The sequence below is a fragment of the Actinomycetospora sp. CA-101289 genome (genome assembly GCF_050955895.1).
Classification (GTDB): domain Bacteria; phylum Actinomycetota; class Actinomycetes; order Mycobacteriales; family Pseudonocardiaceae; genus Actinomycetospora.
The window spans coordinates 5,605,083-5,619,529 of the sequence record NZ_CP192093.1 but is presented as its reverse complement, the minus strand read 5'-3'; the positions used below and the strand labels follow the sequence as shown (position 1 = coordinate 5,619,529).

13 protein-coding genes are annotated in these 14,447 nt (G+C 74.2%); 8 read left to right on the top strand and 5 right to left on the bottom strand.

What is annotated here, in order from left to right; genetic code table 11:
• Positions 1-9 precede the first annotated feature (9 nt).
• Together ACQPX6_RS27990 and ACQPX6_RS27985 are read right to left on the bottom strand one after the other, a co-directional pair.
• A complete protein-coding gene (locus ACQPX6_RS27990) occupies positions 10-1,170 on the bottom strand; it encodes an acyl-CoA dehydrogenase family protein (RefSeq protein WP_433788383.1) in 1,161 nt (386 codons plus the stop codon).
• Positions 1,171-1,283: 113 nt separating this feature from the next.
• On the bottom strand, positions 1,284-2,789 hold the full coding sequence (locus ACQPX6_RS27985; RefSeq protein ID WP_433784010.1) for an acyl-CoA synthetase: 1,506 nt from the start codon (positions 2,787-2,789) through the stop codon (positions 1,284-1,286).
• A gap of 71 nt (positions 2,790-2,860) precedes the next feature.
• Between ACQPX6_RS27985 and ACQPX6_RS27980 the strand changes: the two genes are divergently transcribed.
• Positions 2,861-3,544, top strand: coding sequence for a TetR/AcrR family transcriptional regulator (locus ACQPX6_RS27980; protein WP_433784009.1), 684 nt, complete (start codon positions 2,861-2,863; stop codon positions 3,542-3,544).
• 52 nt (positions 3,545-3,596) lie between these two features.
• Here ACQPX6_RS27980 and ACQPX6_RS27975 read toward each other — a convergent pair whose 3' ends face one another.
• Positions 3,597-4,028, bottom strand: a complete 432-nt coding sequence (locus ACQPX6_RS27975) for a nucleoside deaminase (protein ID WP_433788382.1) — start codon at positions 4,026-4,028, stop codon at positions 3,597-3,599.
• Positions 4,029-4,138: 110 nt separating this feature from the next.
• Here ACQPX6_RS27975 and ACQPX6_RS27970 point away from each other — a divergent pair, with 110 nt between their 5' ends.
• The 4 genes from ACQPX6_RS27970 to ACQPX6_RS27955 all read left to right on the top strand — a co-directional run bounded on the left by ACQPX6_RS27970 (position 4,139) and on the right by ACQPX6_RS27955 (position 8,604).
• The gene (locus ACQPX6_RS27970; RefSeq protein ID WP_433784008.1) at positions 4,139-4,978 is read left to right on the top strand and encodes an Fpg/Nei family DNA glycosylase; all 840 of its coding nucleotides are present in this window, start codon (positions 4,139-4,141) and stop codon (positions 4,976-4,978) included.
• 61 nt (positions 4,979-5,039) lie between these two features.
• Positions 5,040-6,395 carry an NADP-specific glutamate dehydrogenase gene (gdhA, locus tag ACQPX6_RS27965; RefSeq protein ID WP_433784007.1) on the top strand — a complete coding sequence of 452 codons (1,356 nt, stop codon included), beginning with the start codon at positions 5,040-5,042 and terminating at the stop codon, positions 6,393-6,395.
• 9 nt (positions 6,396-6,404) lie between these two features.
• The gene (locus tag ACQPX6_RS27960) at positions 6,405-7,949 is read left to right on the top strand and encodes an acyl--CoA ligase family protein (protein ID WP_433784006.1); all 1,545 of its coding nucleotides are present in this window, start codon (positions 6,405-6,407) and stop codon (positions 7,947-7,949) included.
• Between the two features lie 109 nt (positions 7,950-8,058).
• The gene (locus ACQPX6_RS27955) at positions 8,059-8,604 is read left to right on the top strand and encodes a hypothetical protein (RefSeq protein ID WP_433784005.1); all 546 of its coding nucleotides are present in this window, start codon (positions 8,059-8,061) and stop codon (positions 8,602-8,604) included.
• Here the strand turns inward: ACQPX6_RS27955 and ACQPX6_RS27950 are convergent.
• Both ACQPX6_RS27950 and ACQPX6_RS27945 read right to left on the bottom strand, forming a co-directional pair.
• A complete protein-coding gene (locus tag ACQPX6_RS27950) occupies positions 8,601-8,978 on the bottom strand; it encodes a YbjQ family protein (protein ID WP_433784004.1) in 378 nt (125 codons plus the stop codon). The two genes, ACQPX6_RS27955 and ACQPX6_RS27950, sit on opposite strands and share 4 nt — an antisense overlap.
• Before the next feature lie 37 nt (positions 8,979-9,015).
• Complete coding sequence (locus ACQPX6_RS27945; protein WP_433784002.1) at positions 9,016-9,585, bottom strand: SACE_7040 family transcriptional regulator; 570 nt, start codon at positions 9,583-9,585, stop codon at positions 9,016-9,018.
• Between the two features lie 83 nt (positions 9,586-9,668).
• On the opposite strand from ACQPX6_RS27945, the gene ACQPX6_RS27940 reads away from it, so the two are divergent.
• From ACQPX6_RS27940 to ACQPX6_RS27930, 3 genes are all read left to right on the top strand, one after another.
• Entirely contained in the window at positions 9,669-11,213 is a 1,545-nt protein-coding gene (locus ACQPX6_RS27940; RefSeq protein WP_433784001.1) for an acyl-CoA carboxylase subunit beta, read from the top strand.
• A 78-nt stretch (positions 11,214-11,291) separates the two neighbouring features.
• Positions 11,292-13,265, top strand: a complete 1,974-nt coding sequence (locus ACQPX6_RS27935) for a biotin carboxylase N-terminal domain-containing protein (RefSeq protein WP_433784000.1) — start codon at positions 11,292-11,294, stop codon at positions 13,263-13,265.
• A 2-nt stretch (positions 13,266-13,267) separates the two neighbouring features.
• The gene (locus tag ACQPX6_RS27930) at positions 13,268-14,410 is read left to right on the top strand and encodes an acyl-CoA dehydrogenase family protein (RefSeq protein ID WP_433783999.1); all 1,143 of its coding nucleotides are present in this window, start codon (positions 13,268-13,270) and stop codon (positions 14,408-14,410) included.
• The last annotated feature ends 37 nt before the right edge of the window (positions 14,411-14,447 follow it).

The window sequence follows — 14,447 nt, the reverse complement described above, 5'->3', positions numbered from 1 at the left end:
GGGCCCCGCTCACCCGTCCAGCCCCAGCCGGCCCGCCACGACCTCGTTCATGATCTCGGTCGTGCCACCGCCGATGCCCAGGATCCGCGCGTCGCGGTAGTGGCGTTCGACCTCCACGCCGTGCATGTAGCCCATCCCTCCGTGCAGCTGGACGGCGCGGTCGACGACGGCGTCGCACGCCGCGACCGCGGTGTTCTTGGCCATGGCGAGCTCGGTGACGACGTCGGTGTCCGGGGACCCCGCCTGCCACCGCGCCAGGACGTCCCGGACGTAGGTGCGCGCGACCGTGGCCTCGCGCGCCATCTCGGCGACCTGGTGGCGCACGACCTGGCGCCGGGCCAGCGGTTCGCCGAAGGTCCGCCGGCTGCGCACCCAGTCCAGCGTCAGGTCGACGCAGCGCTGCGCGGTGGCGTAGGCCTGCACCGCGAGCGACAGCCGCTCGGCACCGAAGTTGACCATGATCTGGCGGAAGCCGGTGCCCTCGGCGCCGACGAGGTTCGCCGCCGGCACGCGCACGCCGTCGAAGCGCAGCTCGGCGGTGTCGCTGCAGTGCCAGCCCATCTTGCGCAGGCGTGAGCGCGACACCCCGGGCCGGTCGGTCTCGATCACCAGCAGCGAGACCCCGCGGTGGCCCGGTCCGCCGGTCCGGACGGCCGTGGTGACGAAGTCCGCGCGGGTCCCCGAGGTGATGAACGTCTTGGCCCCGGTGACCACGTAGTCGTCGCCGTCGCGCTCGGCGCGGGTGGTGATCGCGGCGACGTCGGAGCCGGTGTCGGGCTCGGTGATGCCGAGGCTCGCGATCGCCCGGCCCGCGAGCGCCGGGCGCACGAAGCGCGCGATCTGGTCGGGGTCACCGGCAACGGCGATGTGGGGGACGCCGATGCCGTGGGTGAACAGGCCCGCGCACACGCCGCTCGACCCGCCGGAGAGGATCAGCTGCTCGGTGACGAGCAGGGAGTCGACGTGGTCGCCGGCGCCGCCCGCCGCGGCCGGGAAGCCGAGCTCGAGCAGCCCCAGGTCGCCCGCGCGCTCGTGCAGGGACCGGGGCAGCGCGCCCTCGTCCTCCCAGCGATCGAGGTGGGGGACGATCTCGCGCGCGGTGAAGTCGGCGACGAGCCCGCGCAGCGCCCGGCGCTCGGGCGTCGCCCAGGCGTCGTGGGCGCTGACCAGTTCTGAGCGAAGGGCCCCTTCGCTCGATACAGCCGCGCGTGGGCGCCCGTCGTCGGGACGCCCGCCGCCCGGATTCGAGCGAAGGTGCCCTTCGCTCGGGACAGGCGCGGCCGTCACCGCGCGACCGCCTCGGCCTGGCCGGCGTAGCGCTCGCGCAGCACGCGCTTGAGCAGCTTGCCCGTGGCGTTGCGGGGCAGCTCGTCGACGACCTCGACGCGCCGCGGCGCCTTGAAGTGCGCGATCCGCTCGCGGGCGAAGGCGATCACCTCGTCGGGGTCGAGGTCACCGGAGGCGACGACCACCGCCGTCACCGTCTCGCCCCACGTCGGGTCGCCAACGCCGATCACCGCGACGTCGGCGACGTGCGGGTGGCGGTGCAGGACCTGCTCGACCTCGACGGGGTAGACGTTCTCGCCGCCCGTGATGATCATGTCCTTCTTGCGGTCGACGAGCGTCACGAAGCCCTCGGCGTCGCGGACGCCCAGGTCGCCCGAGGAGAACCAGCCGTCGCGCAGCACCGCGGCGGTCTCGTCGGGGCGGTTCCAGTAGCCGGCGAAGACGGTCGGCCCGCGCAGCACGAGCTCGCCGACCTCGCCCACGCCGACGTCCTCGCCGGTCCCGGACACCAGGCGCGCGTCGACGTGCATGAACGGCCGCCCGACCGACCCGGCGTGGGTGAGGACGTCGCCCGCGTCGAGGAACAGCGCCGCGGGGGAGAGCTCGGTCATCCCGAAGCCCTCCGTGAACGTCCAGCCCAGGCCCGTGAAGTGCTCGATCACGGTGACGGGGCACGGCGCGCCGCCCGAGATCGCCCAGCGCAGGGCGGGCAGTGGCGGCAGCGCGGGCAGGCGGGTCAGCGCCGCCCACATCGCGGGGACGAGGAACTGGGTGGTGACGCCCTCGCGGGCGAGCAGGTCGACGAACGCCGCCGGGTCGAACGACGGCACGACGACCACGGTGCCGCCGGCGTAGAGCAGCGGGAGCGCGGAGAGCCCCAGCGCGCCGATGTGGAACAGGGGCGCGGCCGCGATCGTCACGTCGGTGCCGCCGATGCCGGGGCCCGCGGTGACCATGTTGATCGCGTTCCACAGCATGTTGTCGTGCGTGAGCACCGCGCCCTTGGGCACGCCGGTGGTGCCCGAGGTGTACATGATCACGCAGGGGTCGTCGCCGGCGACGGGGCGCGCCTCGACGGCCTGGTCGCCGGGCTCCTCGGCCAGCTCGACCAGGGCGCCGACGGCGTCGCCCGCGAGCGCGGCGAGGGCGTCCTCGGCCAGCCTCGCGAAGGCCGCCGAGCGGACCAGCACCGTCGCCCCCGAGTCGGCGAGGACGTGGCCGACCTCGCCCGGGGCCAGCCGGTGGTTGATCGGCACGGCGATCGCGCCGAGGCGGGCGGCGCCGAAGAGCCACTCGAGGTAGGCCGCGGAGTTCTCGCCGAGCAGCGCCACCCGGTCGCCGGCGCCGACCCCGAGGGCGGCGAGCGCGGCGGCGCGGGCCCCGATACGGCGGTCGAGCTGCGCGTAGGTGTGGCGGGCGCCGGTGGCGACGTCGACGAGCGCCTCGGCCTCGGGGCGGCGCAGGGCGCGCCGGGCCACCCAGTCGGCGATGCCACCGTCCACGGCTGTCCTCCCACGTCGGCGTGACCTGAGCTACTCTGCCCGTACGTGCGGTCAGTTCACAAGGGGGCCCGATGACGGAGCCGGTGGTGGCCCCGGGGCGTGCCCGCGGCGGGCGTCGCGACGAGATCCTGGCGACGTTCACCCGCCACGTCGCCGAGCGCGGCTACGACCGGGCCAACTTCGGCGACGTCGCGAACGAGCTGGGGATGAGCAAGGGGACGATCGTCCACCACTTCGGCACCAAGGACCGCATGCTCGCCGAGGTGCAGGAGCGCTACATGCGCCGCCGCCTCGAGGAGGCCCACGTCCTGCTGGCCCGGCTCACCGCGCCGGAGCAGCGGATCGCGGCGTTCGTGCACGCGGGCGTCCGCTACTCCACCGAGGAGCCGGCGACCACCGTCGCGTTCCAGCGCGAGGTCGTGCGGCTCACCGACGTCCCGGGGATGGCGACGGCGCGGGCCCAGCGCGACGCCTACCGCGACCTCGTCGTGGCGGTCCTGCGCGACGGCGAGGCGGACGGGGTGTTCGTCCCGGGCGACGCCCGCCTGCGCAGCCTGCAGATGTTCGGCTCGCTGCACTGGATGTGGACCTGGTTCGACCCCGCGGGCCGGCTGCCCGCGGCGGACGTGGCGGCGGAGTTCTGCCGGACGCTGCTGCGGGGCCTGGGCGTCGGCGAGGACGCGGTGCTGGCGGCGGCGGACCCCGACGGGCCGGTCGCCCGGTGCGTCGCGGAGGTGTGCGCTCCGCGCACGTGAGCAGAAATCGGGGCTGCAGCACCACTTTCTGCTCACCTGCGCGGAGCGCACCTCACTCCGGCCCGCCGATGTCCTCGATCCACGCCTCGGGGTGCTCGGCGGCGAAGCGCGCCATGAGGGCCGCGCAGTCCGGGTCGTCGAGCACGGTGACCTCGACGCCCTGCTCGGCGAGCCATCCGTGCTGGCCGCCGAAGTTCTCCGCCTCGCCGACGACGAGGCGCGGGATGCGGAACTGGCGGATGAGCCCCGCGCAGAACCAGCACGGCGAGAGCGTCGTGACCATGGTCGTGCCGCGGTAGTGCGGGCGGCGCCCGGCGGCGCGGAAGGCGGCGGTCTCGCCGTGGGTGGCGGGGTCGCCGTCCTGGACGCGGCGGTTGTGGCCGCGCCCGAGCAGCTCGCCGTCGGGGCCGAACAGGGCGGCGCCGACGGGCACGCCGCCCGCCGCGGCCCCGGTCCGGGCCTCCTCGAGGGCGACGGCGAGCATGGCGCGGGGCTCGATCACGCGGGCCAGCTTGGCGCTTCGCACGTGTGCGCGCTCGTCCGTGCCCTGGCACGGGCAAGCGCGCACGAGCGCGAAGCGCCAAGCTGGACCCCGTGCCCGAGCTCCCCGAGGTCGAGAACGCCCGCCAGGTCGTCGAGAAGGCCCTCGACCGCACGATCGCCGGCGTCGACGACCGCGACGAGTTCGTCTGCCGGCCCCACCACCCCGGCGAGATCGACCGGGCGCTCAAGGGCGGCCGGCTCGTCGCCGCGCACCGCCGGGGCAAGACGATGTGGTGCGACACCGTCACCGCCGACGGCGGCGAGGGCCCGCACCTCGGCATCCACCTCGGCATGGGCGGGCGCATCTTCGTCACCGGCCCGAGCGGTGACGCCCACAGCCTCTACGCCGGTGGCGACCCCCACGTCGGCGGCATGCCCCGCAAGCCCGACGAGCGCCCCGACAAGCCCGAGTGGGACCGCGTCCGCATCACCTTCGAGGACGGGGGCGAGCTGCGGCTGTTCGACAAGCGGCGCCTCGGGCGCGTGCACCTCGAGCCCGACGTCGACGCGCTCGGCCCCGACGCCGCCGAGATCTCCCGCGACGACTTCCGCGCCCGCGTCGGGAAGGGCACCGCGCCGATCAAGGCCCGGCTGCTCGACCAGTCGGTGCTCGCCGGCGTCGGCAACCTGCTCGCCGACCAGACGCTGTGGCAGGCGCGCCTGAACCCGTCGCGGCCGGCGGGCGAGCTGTCGACCGAGGACCTCGACGCCCTGCGCCGCGAGCTGCGCAAGGCCACGCGCAGCGCGATCGCCCACGGCGGCGTGCACACCGGCGAGGTCATCCCGTACCGCGGCAAGGACGAGACCTGCCCGCGGTGCGGCGCCCCGATGGTGCGCGACACCGTCGGTGGTCGGACGACGTGGTGGTGCTCGGCCGAACAGGCGGACTGACAGCACCTACCGCCGGGTACCAGGCCGGGCGCACCCAACGACGACGTTGTGGAGGACGGCGATGGCGCGCGACCGGACCGACGAGCCCGAGGACGCGGTGCTGCGGGAGGTGTGGCGTGACGTCCTGCGCCGCGACCCCCACCAGCAGTTCTTCCACTCCGATGTCCGTGGCGTGCTCCGCAGCATCGGACCGGTGCTCGTCGAGCACCCGGAGTACGTCGAGGTCGTCGGACGGCTCTGCGAACCCGAGCGGGTCATCGTCTTCCGGATCCCGTGGACCGACGACGCGGGGCGGGTGCGTGTCCACCGCGGGTTCCGCGTCCAGTTCAACTCCGCGCTCGGCCCCTACAAGGGCGGCCTGAGGTTCGCGCCGTCGGTCGACCTCGACATCATCAAGTTCCTCGGCTTCGAGCAGGTGTTCAAGAACGCCCTGACCGGCCAGGACATCGGCGGCGCCAAGGGCGGGGCGGACGTCGACCCGAAGGCGCTCTCGTCGGGCGAGCTCATGCGGTTCTGCCAGTCGTTCGCCACGGAGCTGGCCTGTCACGTCGGCGCCGCGGTGGACGTCCCCGCCGGTGACATGGGTGTCGGGTCACGCGAGATCGGCTGGATCTACGGGCAGTACCAGCGCCTCATCGGCTACCACGAGCCCGGCGCGTTCACCGGCAAGCCGGCCGTCTTGGGTGGCTCGGCGCTGCGGCCCGAGGCCACCGGCTACGGCGTCGTGTACTTCACCCGACGGATGCTCGCCGAGCAGGACCGCGACCTCGACGGCGCGCGCGTCGTCGTCTCCGGCAGCGGCAACGTCGCGCTCTTCGCGATGGACAAGGTGGTCGCCTCGGGGGGCACCGTCGTCGGCTGCTCGGACTCGCGCGGCTCGATCTCCGAGCCCGACGGCGTCGACGTCGAGCTCCTCCGCGAGGTCAAGGGCCAGGGCGGTTCGGTCGCCGACTACGCCGAGAAGCGCTCGGGCGCCTCCACCGCGGACGGCTCGCCGTTCACGCAGGAGTGCGACGTCGCCCTGCCCTGCGCGACGCAGAACGAGCTCGGCGCGGACGAGGCCCGCGCGCTGGTGCAGAACGGGTGCCGGGTGGTCGCGGAGGGCGCGAACGGCCCGGTCACCCCGGAGGCGCGGGAGATCCTGCGCGACGGCGGCGTCGCCTTCGGGCCCGGGAAGGCGGCGAATTCCGGAGGCGTCGCGGTGTCGGCGCTGGAGATGCAGCAGAACGCCGGGCGCGAGCGCTGGAGCGCCCAGGACGTCGACGAGCGCCTCTCCGTGATCATGAGCGACGCCTACGACCGGGTCCGTGATGCCGCCGAGCGCTACCACGGCGACGGGGCAGACCTCGAGAACGGCGCGAACGCCGCGGGGTTCCTGCGCGTCGCCGAGGCGATGACGAGCCTCGGCGTGGTGTAGGACGAGGGCATGGAGCGCGTCACCCCGGCCCCGTTCAGCTTCACCGAGCTGACCCCCACCGCGTACCTCGACCGAGCGGCGCACGCGTTCGCCGCGCGCGACGCGATCGTCGACGGCGACGCCCGGTTCACCTACGCGGAGTTCGGCGCCCGGTCCCGTCGGCTGGCCGGGGCCCTGCACGAACTGGGCGTCGAGCCCGGCGACCGCGTCGCGGCCCTGTGCACCAACAGCCACGTGATGCTCGAGTGCCACCACGGCGTGCCCTACGCCGGTGCGGTGCTCGTGCCCCTGAACACCCGGCTCTCGGTCGACGAGATCGTCCACATCGTCGAGCACTCCGGCGCCCGGCTGCTGATCGCCACCCGCGAGCTCGTCGAGCAGGCCCGCGCGGTGGCCGAGCGCACCGGCGTCGACCTCGTCGAGGAGGGCGAGCGCTACGAGTCGCTGGTCGCCGACTCCCCGGAGCGCGTCGTGCCCGTCGCCGACGAGCGCGGCCTGCTCGCCATCAACTACACGTCGGGCACGACGGGGCGTCCCAAGGGCGTCATGTACCACCACCGCGGCGCGAACCTCCAGGCGCTGGCCATGGCGTTCCACGTGCGCCTCGAGCCCGCGTCGCGCTACCTGTGGACCCTGCCGATGTTCCACTGCGACGGCTGGTGCTTCCCCTGGGCGGTCACCGCGGCGGGCGGGCTGCACGTGTGCCTGCGCGTCATCGACGCCGAGGAGATCTGGCGGCTCATCCGCACCGAGGGCGTCACGCACTACTGCGCCGCGCCGACGGTGCTGACGATGATCGCGAACGCGCAGGCCGCGCAGGACGGCCCAGCGCCCGAGCCGGTCACGGTCGCCACGGGCGGCGCCCCGCCGTCGCCGACGCTGCTGGCGCAGATGAACGACCTGGGCATGTCGGTGACCCATCTCTACGGGCTCACCGAGACCTACGGCCCGGCCGCCGTGAACGACTGGCACCCCGAGTGGGACCACCTCGACGCGACCGAGCAGTCGCGGCTCAAGGCGCGCCAGGGCGTCGGCAACGTCATCGCCCAGCGCCTGCGCGTGCTCGACGAGCAGACCGGCGCCGAGGTCCCCTCCGACGGCGAGACCATGGGCGAGCTCGTCCTGCGCGGCAACGACGTCATGCTCGGCTACTACCGCGACGCCGAGGCCACCGCCGAGGTGGATGCGGACGGCTGGTTCCGCACCGGCGACCTCGGCGTCGTGCACCCCGACGGCTACGTCGAGATCCGCGACCGCAGCAAGGACGTGATCATCTCCGGCGGCGAGAACATCGCGTCGGTCGAGGTCGAGCGCGTGCTCGACAGCCACCCGGCGGTGATCGAGTCGGCCGTCGTGGGCGCGCCCGACGAGCGGTGGGGCGAGGTGCCCGTCGCGTACGTGTCGGTGCGCGAGGAGGTCGACCCCGACGAGCTCGTCGAGCACGTGCGCACGCACCTCGCGCGGTTCAAGGCGCCGAAGCGGATCGTGTTCGGGGAGCTCCCGAAGACGTCGACGGGGAAGATCCAGAAGAACGTGCTGCGCGACCAGGCCTGACGTCCGGACGCGGTCGATCCGTCCGGCGGACGACCCGCCTGTCCGCTTCCGTCCGGGCCGCGACGGGTGCACAGTGGTGGCAGTCACGGCACGTGAGGAGGGTTGCGCGATGGCGACCTCACGACTGGCCCGCCTGTTCGGGCGCAAGGACGACCGGGAGGCCGACACCGCGCCGCCCGCGTACACCGGCATCGGTGCCCCGCGGCAGTACGAGCCGCCGCCGGGCGCCCCGGGGCACGGCACGGCGGGCTACCGGCCCGGCCCGGCCGCCACCACGACGTACGTGCCGGCGCGTCCGGGTCCGCCCGCGCCGACCGCCCGGCCGCCGGCGCCCGCTCCCCGGCCGTTCTCGCCGCAGGAGCACGCCCCGGTGGTCACGCGCGCCCGGTACGACGAGACCGCGCGGCGGCGCCACGCGGCCGACCAGCAGGTCGGGATCCTCGAGCGCCAGGACGCCAAGCTCACCGCGCAGATCCACACGGCCCAGGAGCAGGAGCGCCACGACTACGTGCGCGAGCTGGTGTCGCGGCGGATCGCGGTGCGCTCGCGGCTGGAGGAGTCCACGCTGCGGCGCAACCGGCTGCAGGAGACCGAGGACGAGCTCGGCGCCGGCCTCGCGAGCTACGACGCGCCGTCCGGGCCGCGCTGGGGCTAGCGGGACGCGGCCGGCACGACGTACACCGCCGTGCCGTACGCGGCGATCTCGCTCGCCGTGCTCGCGATCTCGTTGCAGTCGAAGCGCAGCGCGAGCACGGCGTTGGCGCCGTGCGCCAGCGCCTCCTGCGACAGGCGCGCGAGCGCCTCGTGCCGCGAGTCCGACAGCAGCTTCGACAGGCCCTTGAGCTCGCCGCCGGCCATCGACTTGAAGCCCGCACCCATGGTCGAGAACATGTTGCGGCTGCGGACGGTGAGGCCGAAGACCTCCCCGAACACGCGGACGACCTCGTAGCCGGGCAGGTCGTTCATCGTCGAGAGCAGGATCGGGTACTGCTGCCCGCCCGGCTGCTGGTCCTGCTGCTGAGGCTGCACGGCGCGGAGCGTAGCGGCGCCGGGGCCGATCCCGGGACTACTCGGGACGCGCGTGCAGCGCGGCCCGGGTCATGGCCACGAGCACCGGCGCGGCGACCGCGGCCTGCGTGCGCCCCGTGCTGCGCGGGGTGGAGTTCATCAGGCCGAACGCGGCGTGCGCGCCGACCCGCGCGGTCTCCTCGCCGGCCGCGAGGCCCGCGCGGCGCAGGGCGTCCACCCAGATCTCCACGTACGCCCGCTGCAGGCCGCGCACGCGGCGGCGGGCGGCGTCGGGGAGGTTGGCGAGGTCGCGGTCCTGGACGGTGATGAGCTCGGGCCGGTGCAGCGCGAAGTCGGTGTGGAACGCGATGAGCGCCTCGAGCAGCGCGTCGGGGTCGTCGTGCTCGGTCGCGAGCCGTTCCCCGGCGGCGAGCAGGTGCTCGCTGATGCCCACCAGCAGCTCGGCGAGCAGGCCCTCCTTCGACGGGAAGTGCCGGTAGAGGGCCGGTCCGCTCACGCCGACCGCCGCGCCGATCCCGTCGATGGACACGCCGTGGAAGCCGTGGCGGGCGAAGAGCCTGGCCGCCTCGGTGAGGATCTGCTCGCGGCGCGAGGTCGTGACGGGCACGCTCGCACCCTAGTGCCCCTTGCCAGGGGACGTGAACGGTCACTAACGTGAACGAGCGTTAACGGACGACGAGGAGGTCGAGCGTGGCCGCGGCCAGCACCGACGTACACACCGGGCACCACGCGCTCGTCGCCGACCTGCGCGAACGGCTCGCGGTGGCGCGCCTCGGCGGGCCGGAGCGCTCGCGCCAGCGCCACGTCGAGCGGGGCAAGCTGCTCCCGCGCGATCGGGTGGACGCGCTGCTCGACCCGTCGAGCCCGTTCCTCGAGCTCTCGCCGCTGGCCGCGACGGGCATGTACGACGACGCCGCGCCGGGCGCGGGGATCATCACCGGCGTCGGGCGCATCGCCGGGCGCGAGTGCGTGGTGGTGGCCAACGACGCCACCGTCAAGGGCGGCACGTACTACCCGATGACGGTGAAGAAGCACCTGCGCGCCCAGGAGGTCGCGCTGCAGAACCACCTGCCGTGCGTCTACCTCGTCGACTCGGGCGGGGCGTTCCTGCCGCAGCAGGACCAGGTGTTCCCCGACCGCGAGCACTTCGGGCGCATCTTCTACAACCAGGCCACGATGTCAGGGCTCGGCATCCCGCAGATCGCGGCGGTGCTGGGCAGCTGCACCGCGGGCGGGGCCTACGTCCCGGCGATGAGCGACGAGGCGATCATCGTCCGCGACCAGGGGACGATCTTCCTGGGCGGCCCGCCGCTGGTGAAGGCGGCGACGGGCGAGGAGGTCACGGCCGAGGAGCTCGGCGGCGGGGTGCTGCACGCACGCACCTCCGGGGTCGTCGACCACCTCGCCGACGACGACGCGCACGCGCTGTCGATGGTGCGCGACATCGTCGACACGCTCGGTCCCCGGTGCGCGCCGCCGTGGGAGCGGCGCCCCACCGTCGAGCCCGAGCACGACCCGGCCGAGCTCTACGACGTCGTCCCGGTCGACGGGCGCACCGCCTACGACGTGCACGAGGTGATCACGCGCCTGGTGGACGGGCCCTCGGGATCCTCTGCTGGGTTCACCCCGTTCAAGCCCGACTACGGCACCACGCTCGTCACCGGTTTCGCCCGCCTGCACGGGCACCCGGTGGGCATCGTCGCCAACAACGGCGTGCTGTTCCGCGAGTCGGCGCTCAAGGGCGCGCACTTCGTGCAGCTGTGCGACCAGCGCGGCATCCCGCTGGTCTTCCTGCAGAACATCACGGGGTTCATGGTCGGGCGCGAGTACGAGGCCGGCGGCATCGCGAAGGACGGCGCGAAGATGGTCACCGCCGTCGCGACCACTCGGGTGCCCAAGCTGACCGTGGTCATCGGCGGCTCGTACGGCGCCGGCAACTACGCGATGAGCGGACGGGCCTACTCGCCGCGCTTCCTGTGGATGTGGCCGAACGCCCGCATCAGCGTCATGGGCGCCGAGCAGGCGGCGACCGTGCTCGGCACCGTGGGCTCGAGCGACGCCGAGGGCGTGCGGGAGCAGTACGAGCACCAGGGGCACCCGTACTACTCCACCGCGCGGCTGTGGGACGACGGCGTCATCGACCCCGCCGACACCCGCACGGTCCTCGGCCTGGCCCTCTCGGCCTGCGCCAACGCCCCCCTCGACCCGCCGCACTTCGGCGTGTTCCGGATGTAGCGCGCGCGTGCCAGCGTGGGGGCCACGCTGGCACTCAACGCCAGGAAACCACCCCGCTCGCCCGCCAGAGAGGCCACCGTGTTCACCAGCGTGCTGATCGCCAACCGCGGCGAGATCGCCGTGCGGATCACGCGGACCCTGCACGCGCGGGGCCTGCGCGCGGTGGCCGTCAACACCGACCCCGACGCCGACGCACCGCACGTGCACGCCGCCGACGTCGCGGTGCGCGTGCCCGACTACCTCGACGGCGCGGCGATCATCAAGGCCGGCCGGGCGGTCGGCGCCGACGCCGTGCACCCCGGCTACGGCTTCCTCGCCGAGAACGCCGCGTTCGCCCGCCAGGTCGAGCAGGCCGGCATGACCTGGATCGGCCCGCCCGCCGAGGCCATCGAGGCGATGGGCGACAAGATTCGGGCGAAGGCGACGGTCGGCCCGGCGGGCGTTCCCCTGGTGCCCGGGTCCGACGGCTCCGGCCTCGACGACGACCAGGTCGCCGCCGCCGCGCGCGCCGTCGGCTTCCCCGTGCTGCTCAAGCCCAGCGCGGGCGGCGGCGGCAAGGGCATGCACGTCGTCGAGGGCGACGAGGGTCTGCGCGACGCCATCGCCGCCGCCCGCCGCGAGGCCCGCAGCTCCTTCGGCGACGACACGCTGCTCGTCGAGCGCTACGTCACCGACCCCCGCCACATCGAGATCCAGGTGCTGGCCGACGCGCACGGCACCGTCGTGCACCTCGGCGAGCGCGAGTGCTCGCTGCAGCGCCGGCACCAGAAGGTGGTCGAGGAGGCCCCCTCGGCGGTGCTCGACGGGCGCCAGCGCCACGACATGGGCGCCGCCGCCGTCGAGGCCGCGATCGCCTGCGGCTACGTCGGTGCCGGGACCGTCGAGTTCGTGACGAACGCCGACGCCAGCGAGTTCTTCTTCCTCGAGATGAACACCCGGCTGCAGGTCGAGCACCCGGTCACCGAGGAGGTCGTGACGATCCGCGGCCACCGGCTCGACCTCGTCGCCGAGCAGCTGCGCGTCGCGGCGGGCGAGCCGCTGGGCTACGACCAGGGCGACGTGCGGATCGAGGGCCACGCCGTCGAGGTCCGCCTCTACGCCGAGGACCCCGCCCGCGGCTTCCTGCCGACCGGGGGCACGGTGCTGGACCTCGTCTGGCCCGCCGACGCCCGCGTCGACGCCGGCGTCGCCACCGGCACCGAGGTCGGGTCCCGCTACGACCCGATGCTCGCCAAGGTCATCGCCAGCGGCCCCACCCGCGCCGCCGCCCTCGACCGCCTCGACGCCGCGCTCGGCACGACCACCGTGCTCGGCGTGCGCACCAACCTCGCCTGGCTGCGCACCCTGCTCGCCCACCCCGACGTCCGCGCCGGGCGCCTCGACACCGGGCTCATCGGTCGGCTCGACCCGCCCGACGACACGACCCCCGACGACGTCCTCGTGGCCGCGGCCCTCGCCGGCCTGCTCGACCTCCCCGCCGGCGACGCCCCGTTCGACCGTCTCGGCGGCTGGCGCCTCGGCGCCGACCCCGCGCCCGCGCGCTGGCGCCTCGTCCCCGCGGCGGGGGCGAGCGGCGACCCGGTCGACGTCGCCGTGGCCGGACCCGCTGCACGCGCGATGGTCACCGTCGGCGCCGAGGGCGCCTCACGGAGGGCCTCCGCCGAGAGGGACGGCAGCACCCTCGTCGTCACCCTCGCCGGCACCACGCGCAACTACCGGACGGCGGTGGCGGACGGCGTCCGCTGGCTCGCCCGCGACGGTGACGCCTGGGCTCTGCGCGAGCAGGAGCGCCTGCGCGCCGCGCGCACCGCCGGGGGCCCCGGGGACGGCCCCCTCACCGCGCCGATGCCCGGCACGGTCACCGCCGTCGAGGTCGCCGAGGGCGACCACGTCACCGCCGGCCAGCGACTCGTCGTCGTCGAGGCCATGAAGATGGAGCACGTCGTGTCGGCGCCGAGCGACGGCGTCGTCAAGGACCTGGCCGCGAAGGCCGGCGCCGCCGTCGCCCTCGACGCACCGCTGGTCACCGTCGTGCCCGACCCGGGAGATTGATCATGCAGCTGTCCGAGGAGCACGAGGCCCTGCGGGCCACCGTCGAGGAGTTCGCGCAGAAGGAGATCGCGCCGGTCATCGGCGAGCTCTACATCCAGGAGAAGTTCCCCTACGACATCGTCGCGTCGATGGGCGAGATGGGCCTGTTCGGCCTGCCGGTGCCCGAGGAGCACGGCGGCATGGGCGGCGACTACGTCGCGCTGTGCGTCGCGCTCGAGGAGCTGGGGCGGGTCGACCAGTCGGTGGCGATCACCCTCGAGGCCGGCGTCTCGCTGGGCATCATGCCGATCCTGCGCTTCGGGTCCGACGAGCAGCGGGAGCGCTGGCTGCCCGACCTCGCCGCGGGCCGCACGCTCGGCGCGTTCGGGCTCACCGAGGCCGGCGGCGGTTCCGACGCCGGGGCCACCCGCACCACGGCGAAGGTCGACGGCGGGGAGTGGGTGATCAACGGGACCAAGGCGTTCATCACCAACTCGGGCACCGACATCACCGCGCTGGTCACGGTCACCGCGGTGACCGACCGCGGCGAGGACGGCAAGAAGGAGATCTCGGCGATCCTCGTGCCGTCGGGCACCGACGGGTTCACCGTGGCCCCGAGCTACTCCAAGGTCGGCTGGAACGCCTCCGACACCCACGAGCTCGCGTTCGACGACTGCCGCGTGCCCGAGGAGAACCTCGTCGGTGCGCAGGGCCGGGGCTACGCGCAGTTCCTGTCGATCCTCGACGAGGGCCGCGTCGCGATCGCCGCGCTGTCCACCGGCGCGGCGCAGGGCTGCGTCGACGAGTCGGTGCGCTACGCCCGCGAGCGCGAGGCGTTCGGGGCGGCGATCGGGACCTACCAGGGCATCCAGTTCAAGATCGCCGAGATGGAGGCGCGGACGGTCTGCGCGCGCCTGGCGTGGCACGACGCCGCGGCGAAGATGGCGGCCGGGAAGCCGTTCAAGAAGGAGGCGGCGGTCGCGAAGCTCGTCAGCTCCAACGCCGCGATGGACAACGCCCGCGACGCCACCCAGATCTTCGGCGGCTACGGCTTCATGAACGAGTACCCGGTGGCCCGCCACTACCGCGACTCGAAGATCTTGGAGATCGGCGAGGGCACCAGCGAGGTCCAGAAGATCCTCATCGCGCGGCACCTGGGCCTGTAGTGCCTTCGGCACGTGAGCAGAAATCGGTGCTGGCGCA

Coding starts and splice junctions, on each gene's coding strand:
- ACQPX6_RS27930 (WP_433783999.1), top strand. CDS start 13,268: ATGCAGCTGTCCGAGGAGCACGAGGCCCTGCGGGCCACCGTCGAGGAG.
- ACQPX6_RS27980 (WP_433784009.1), top strand. CDS start 2,861: ATGACGGAGCCGGTGGTGGCCCCGGGGCGTGCCCGCGGCGGGCGTCGC.
- gdhA (WP_433784007.1), top strand. CDS start 5,040: ATGGCGCGCGACCGGACCGACGAGCCCGAGGACGCGGTGCTGCGGGAG.
- ACQPX6_RS27960 (WP_433784006.1), top strand. CDS start 6,405: ATGGAGCGCGTCACCCCGGCCCCGTTCAGCTTCACCGAGCTGACCCCC.
- ACQPX6_RS27955 (WP_433784005.1), top strand. CDS start 8,059: ATGGCGACCTCACGACTGGCCCGCCTGTTCGGGCGCAAGGACGACCGG.
- ACQPX6_RS27975 (WP_433788382.1), bottom strand. CDS start 4,028: ATGCTCGCCGTCGCCCTCGAGGAGGCCCGGACCGGGGCCGCGGCGGGC.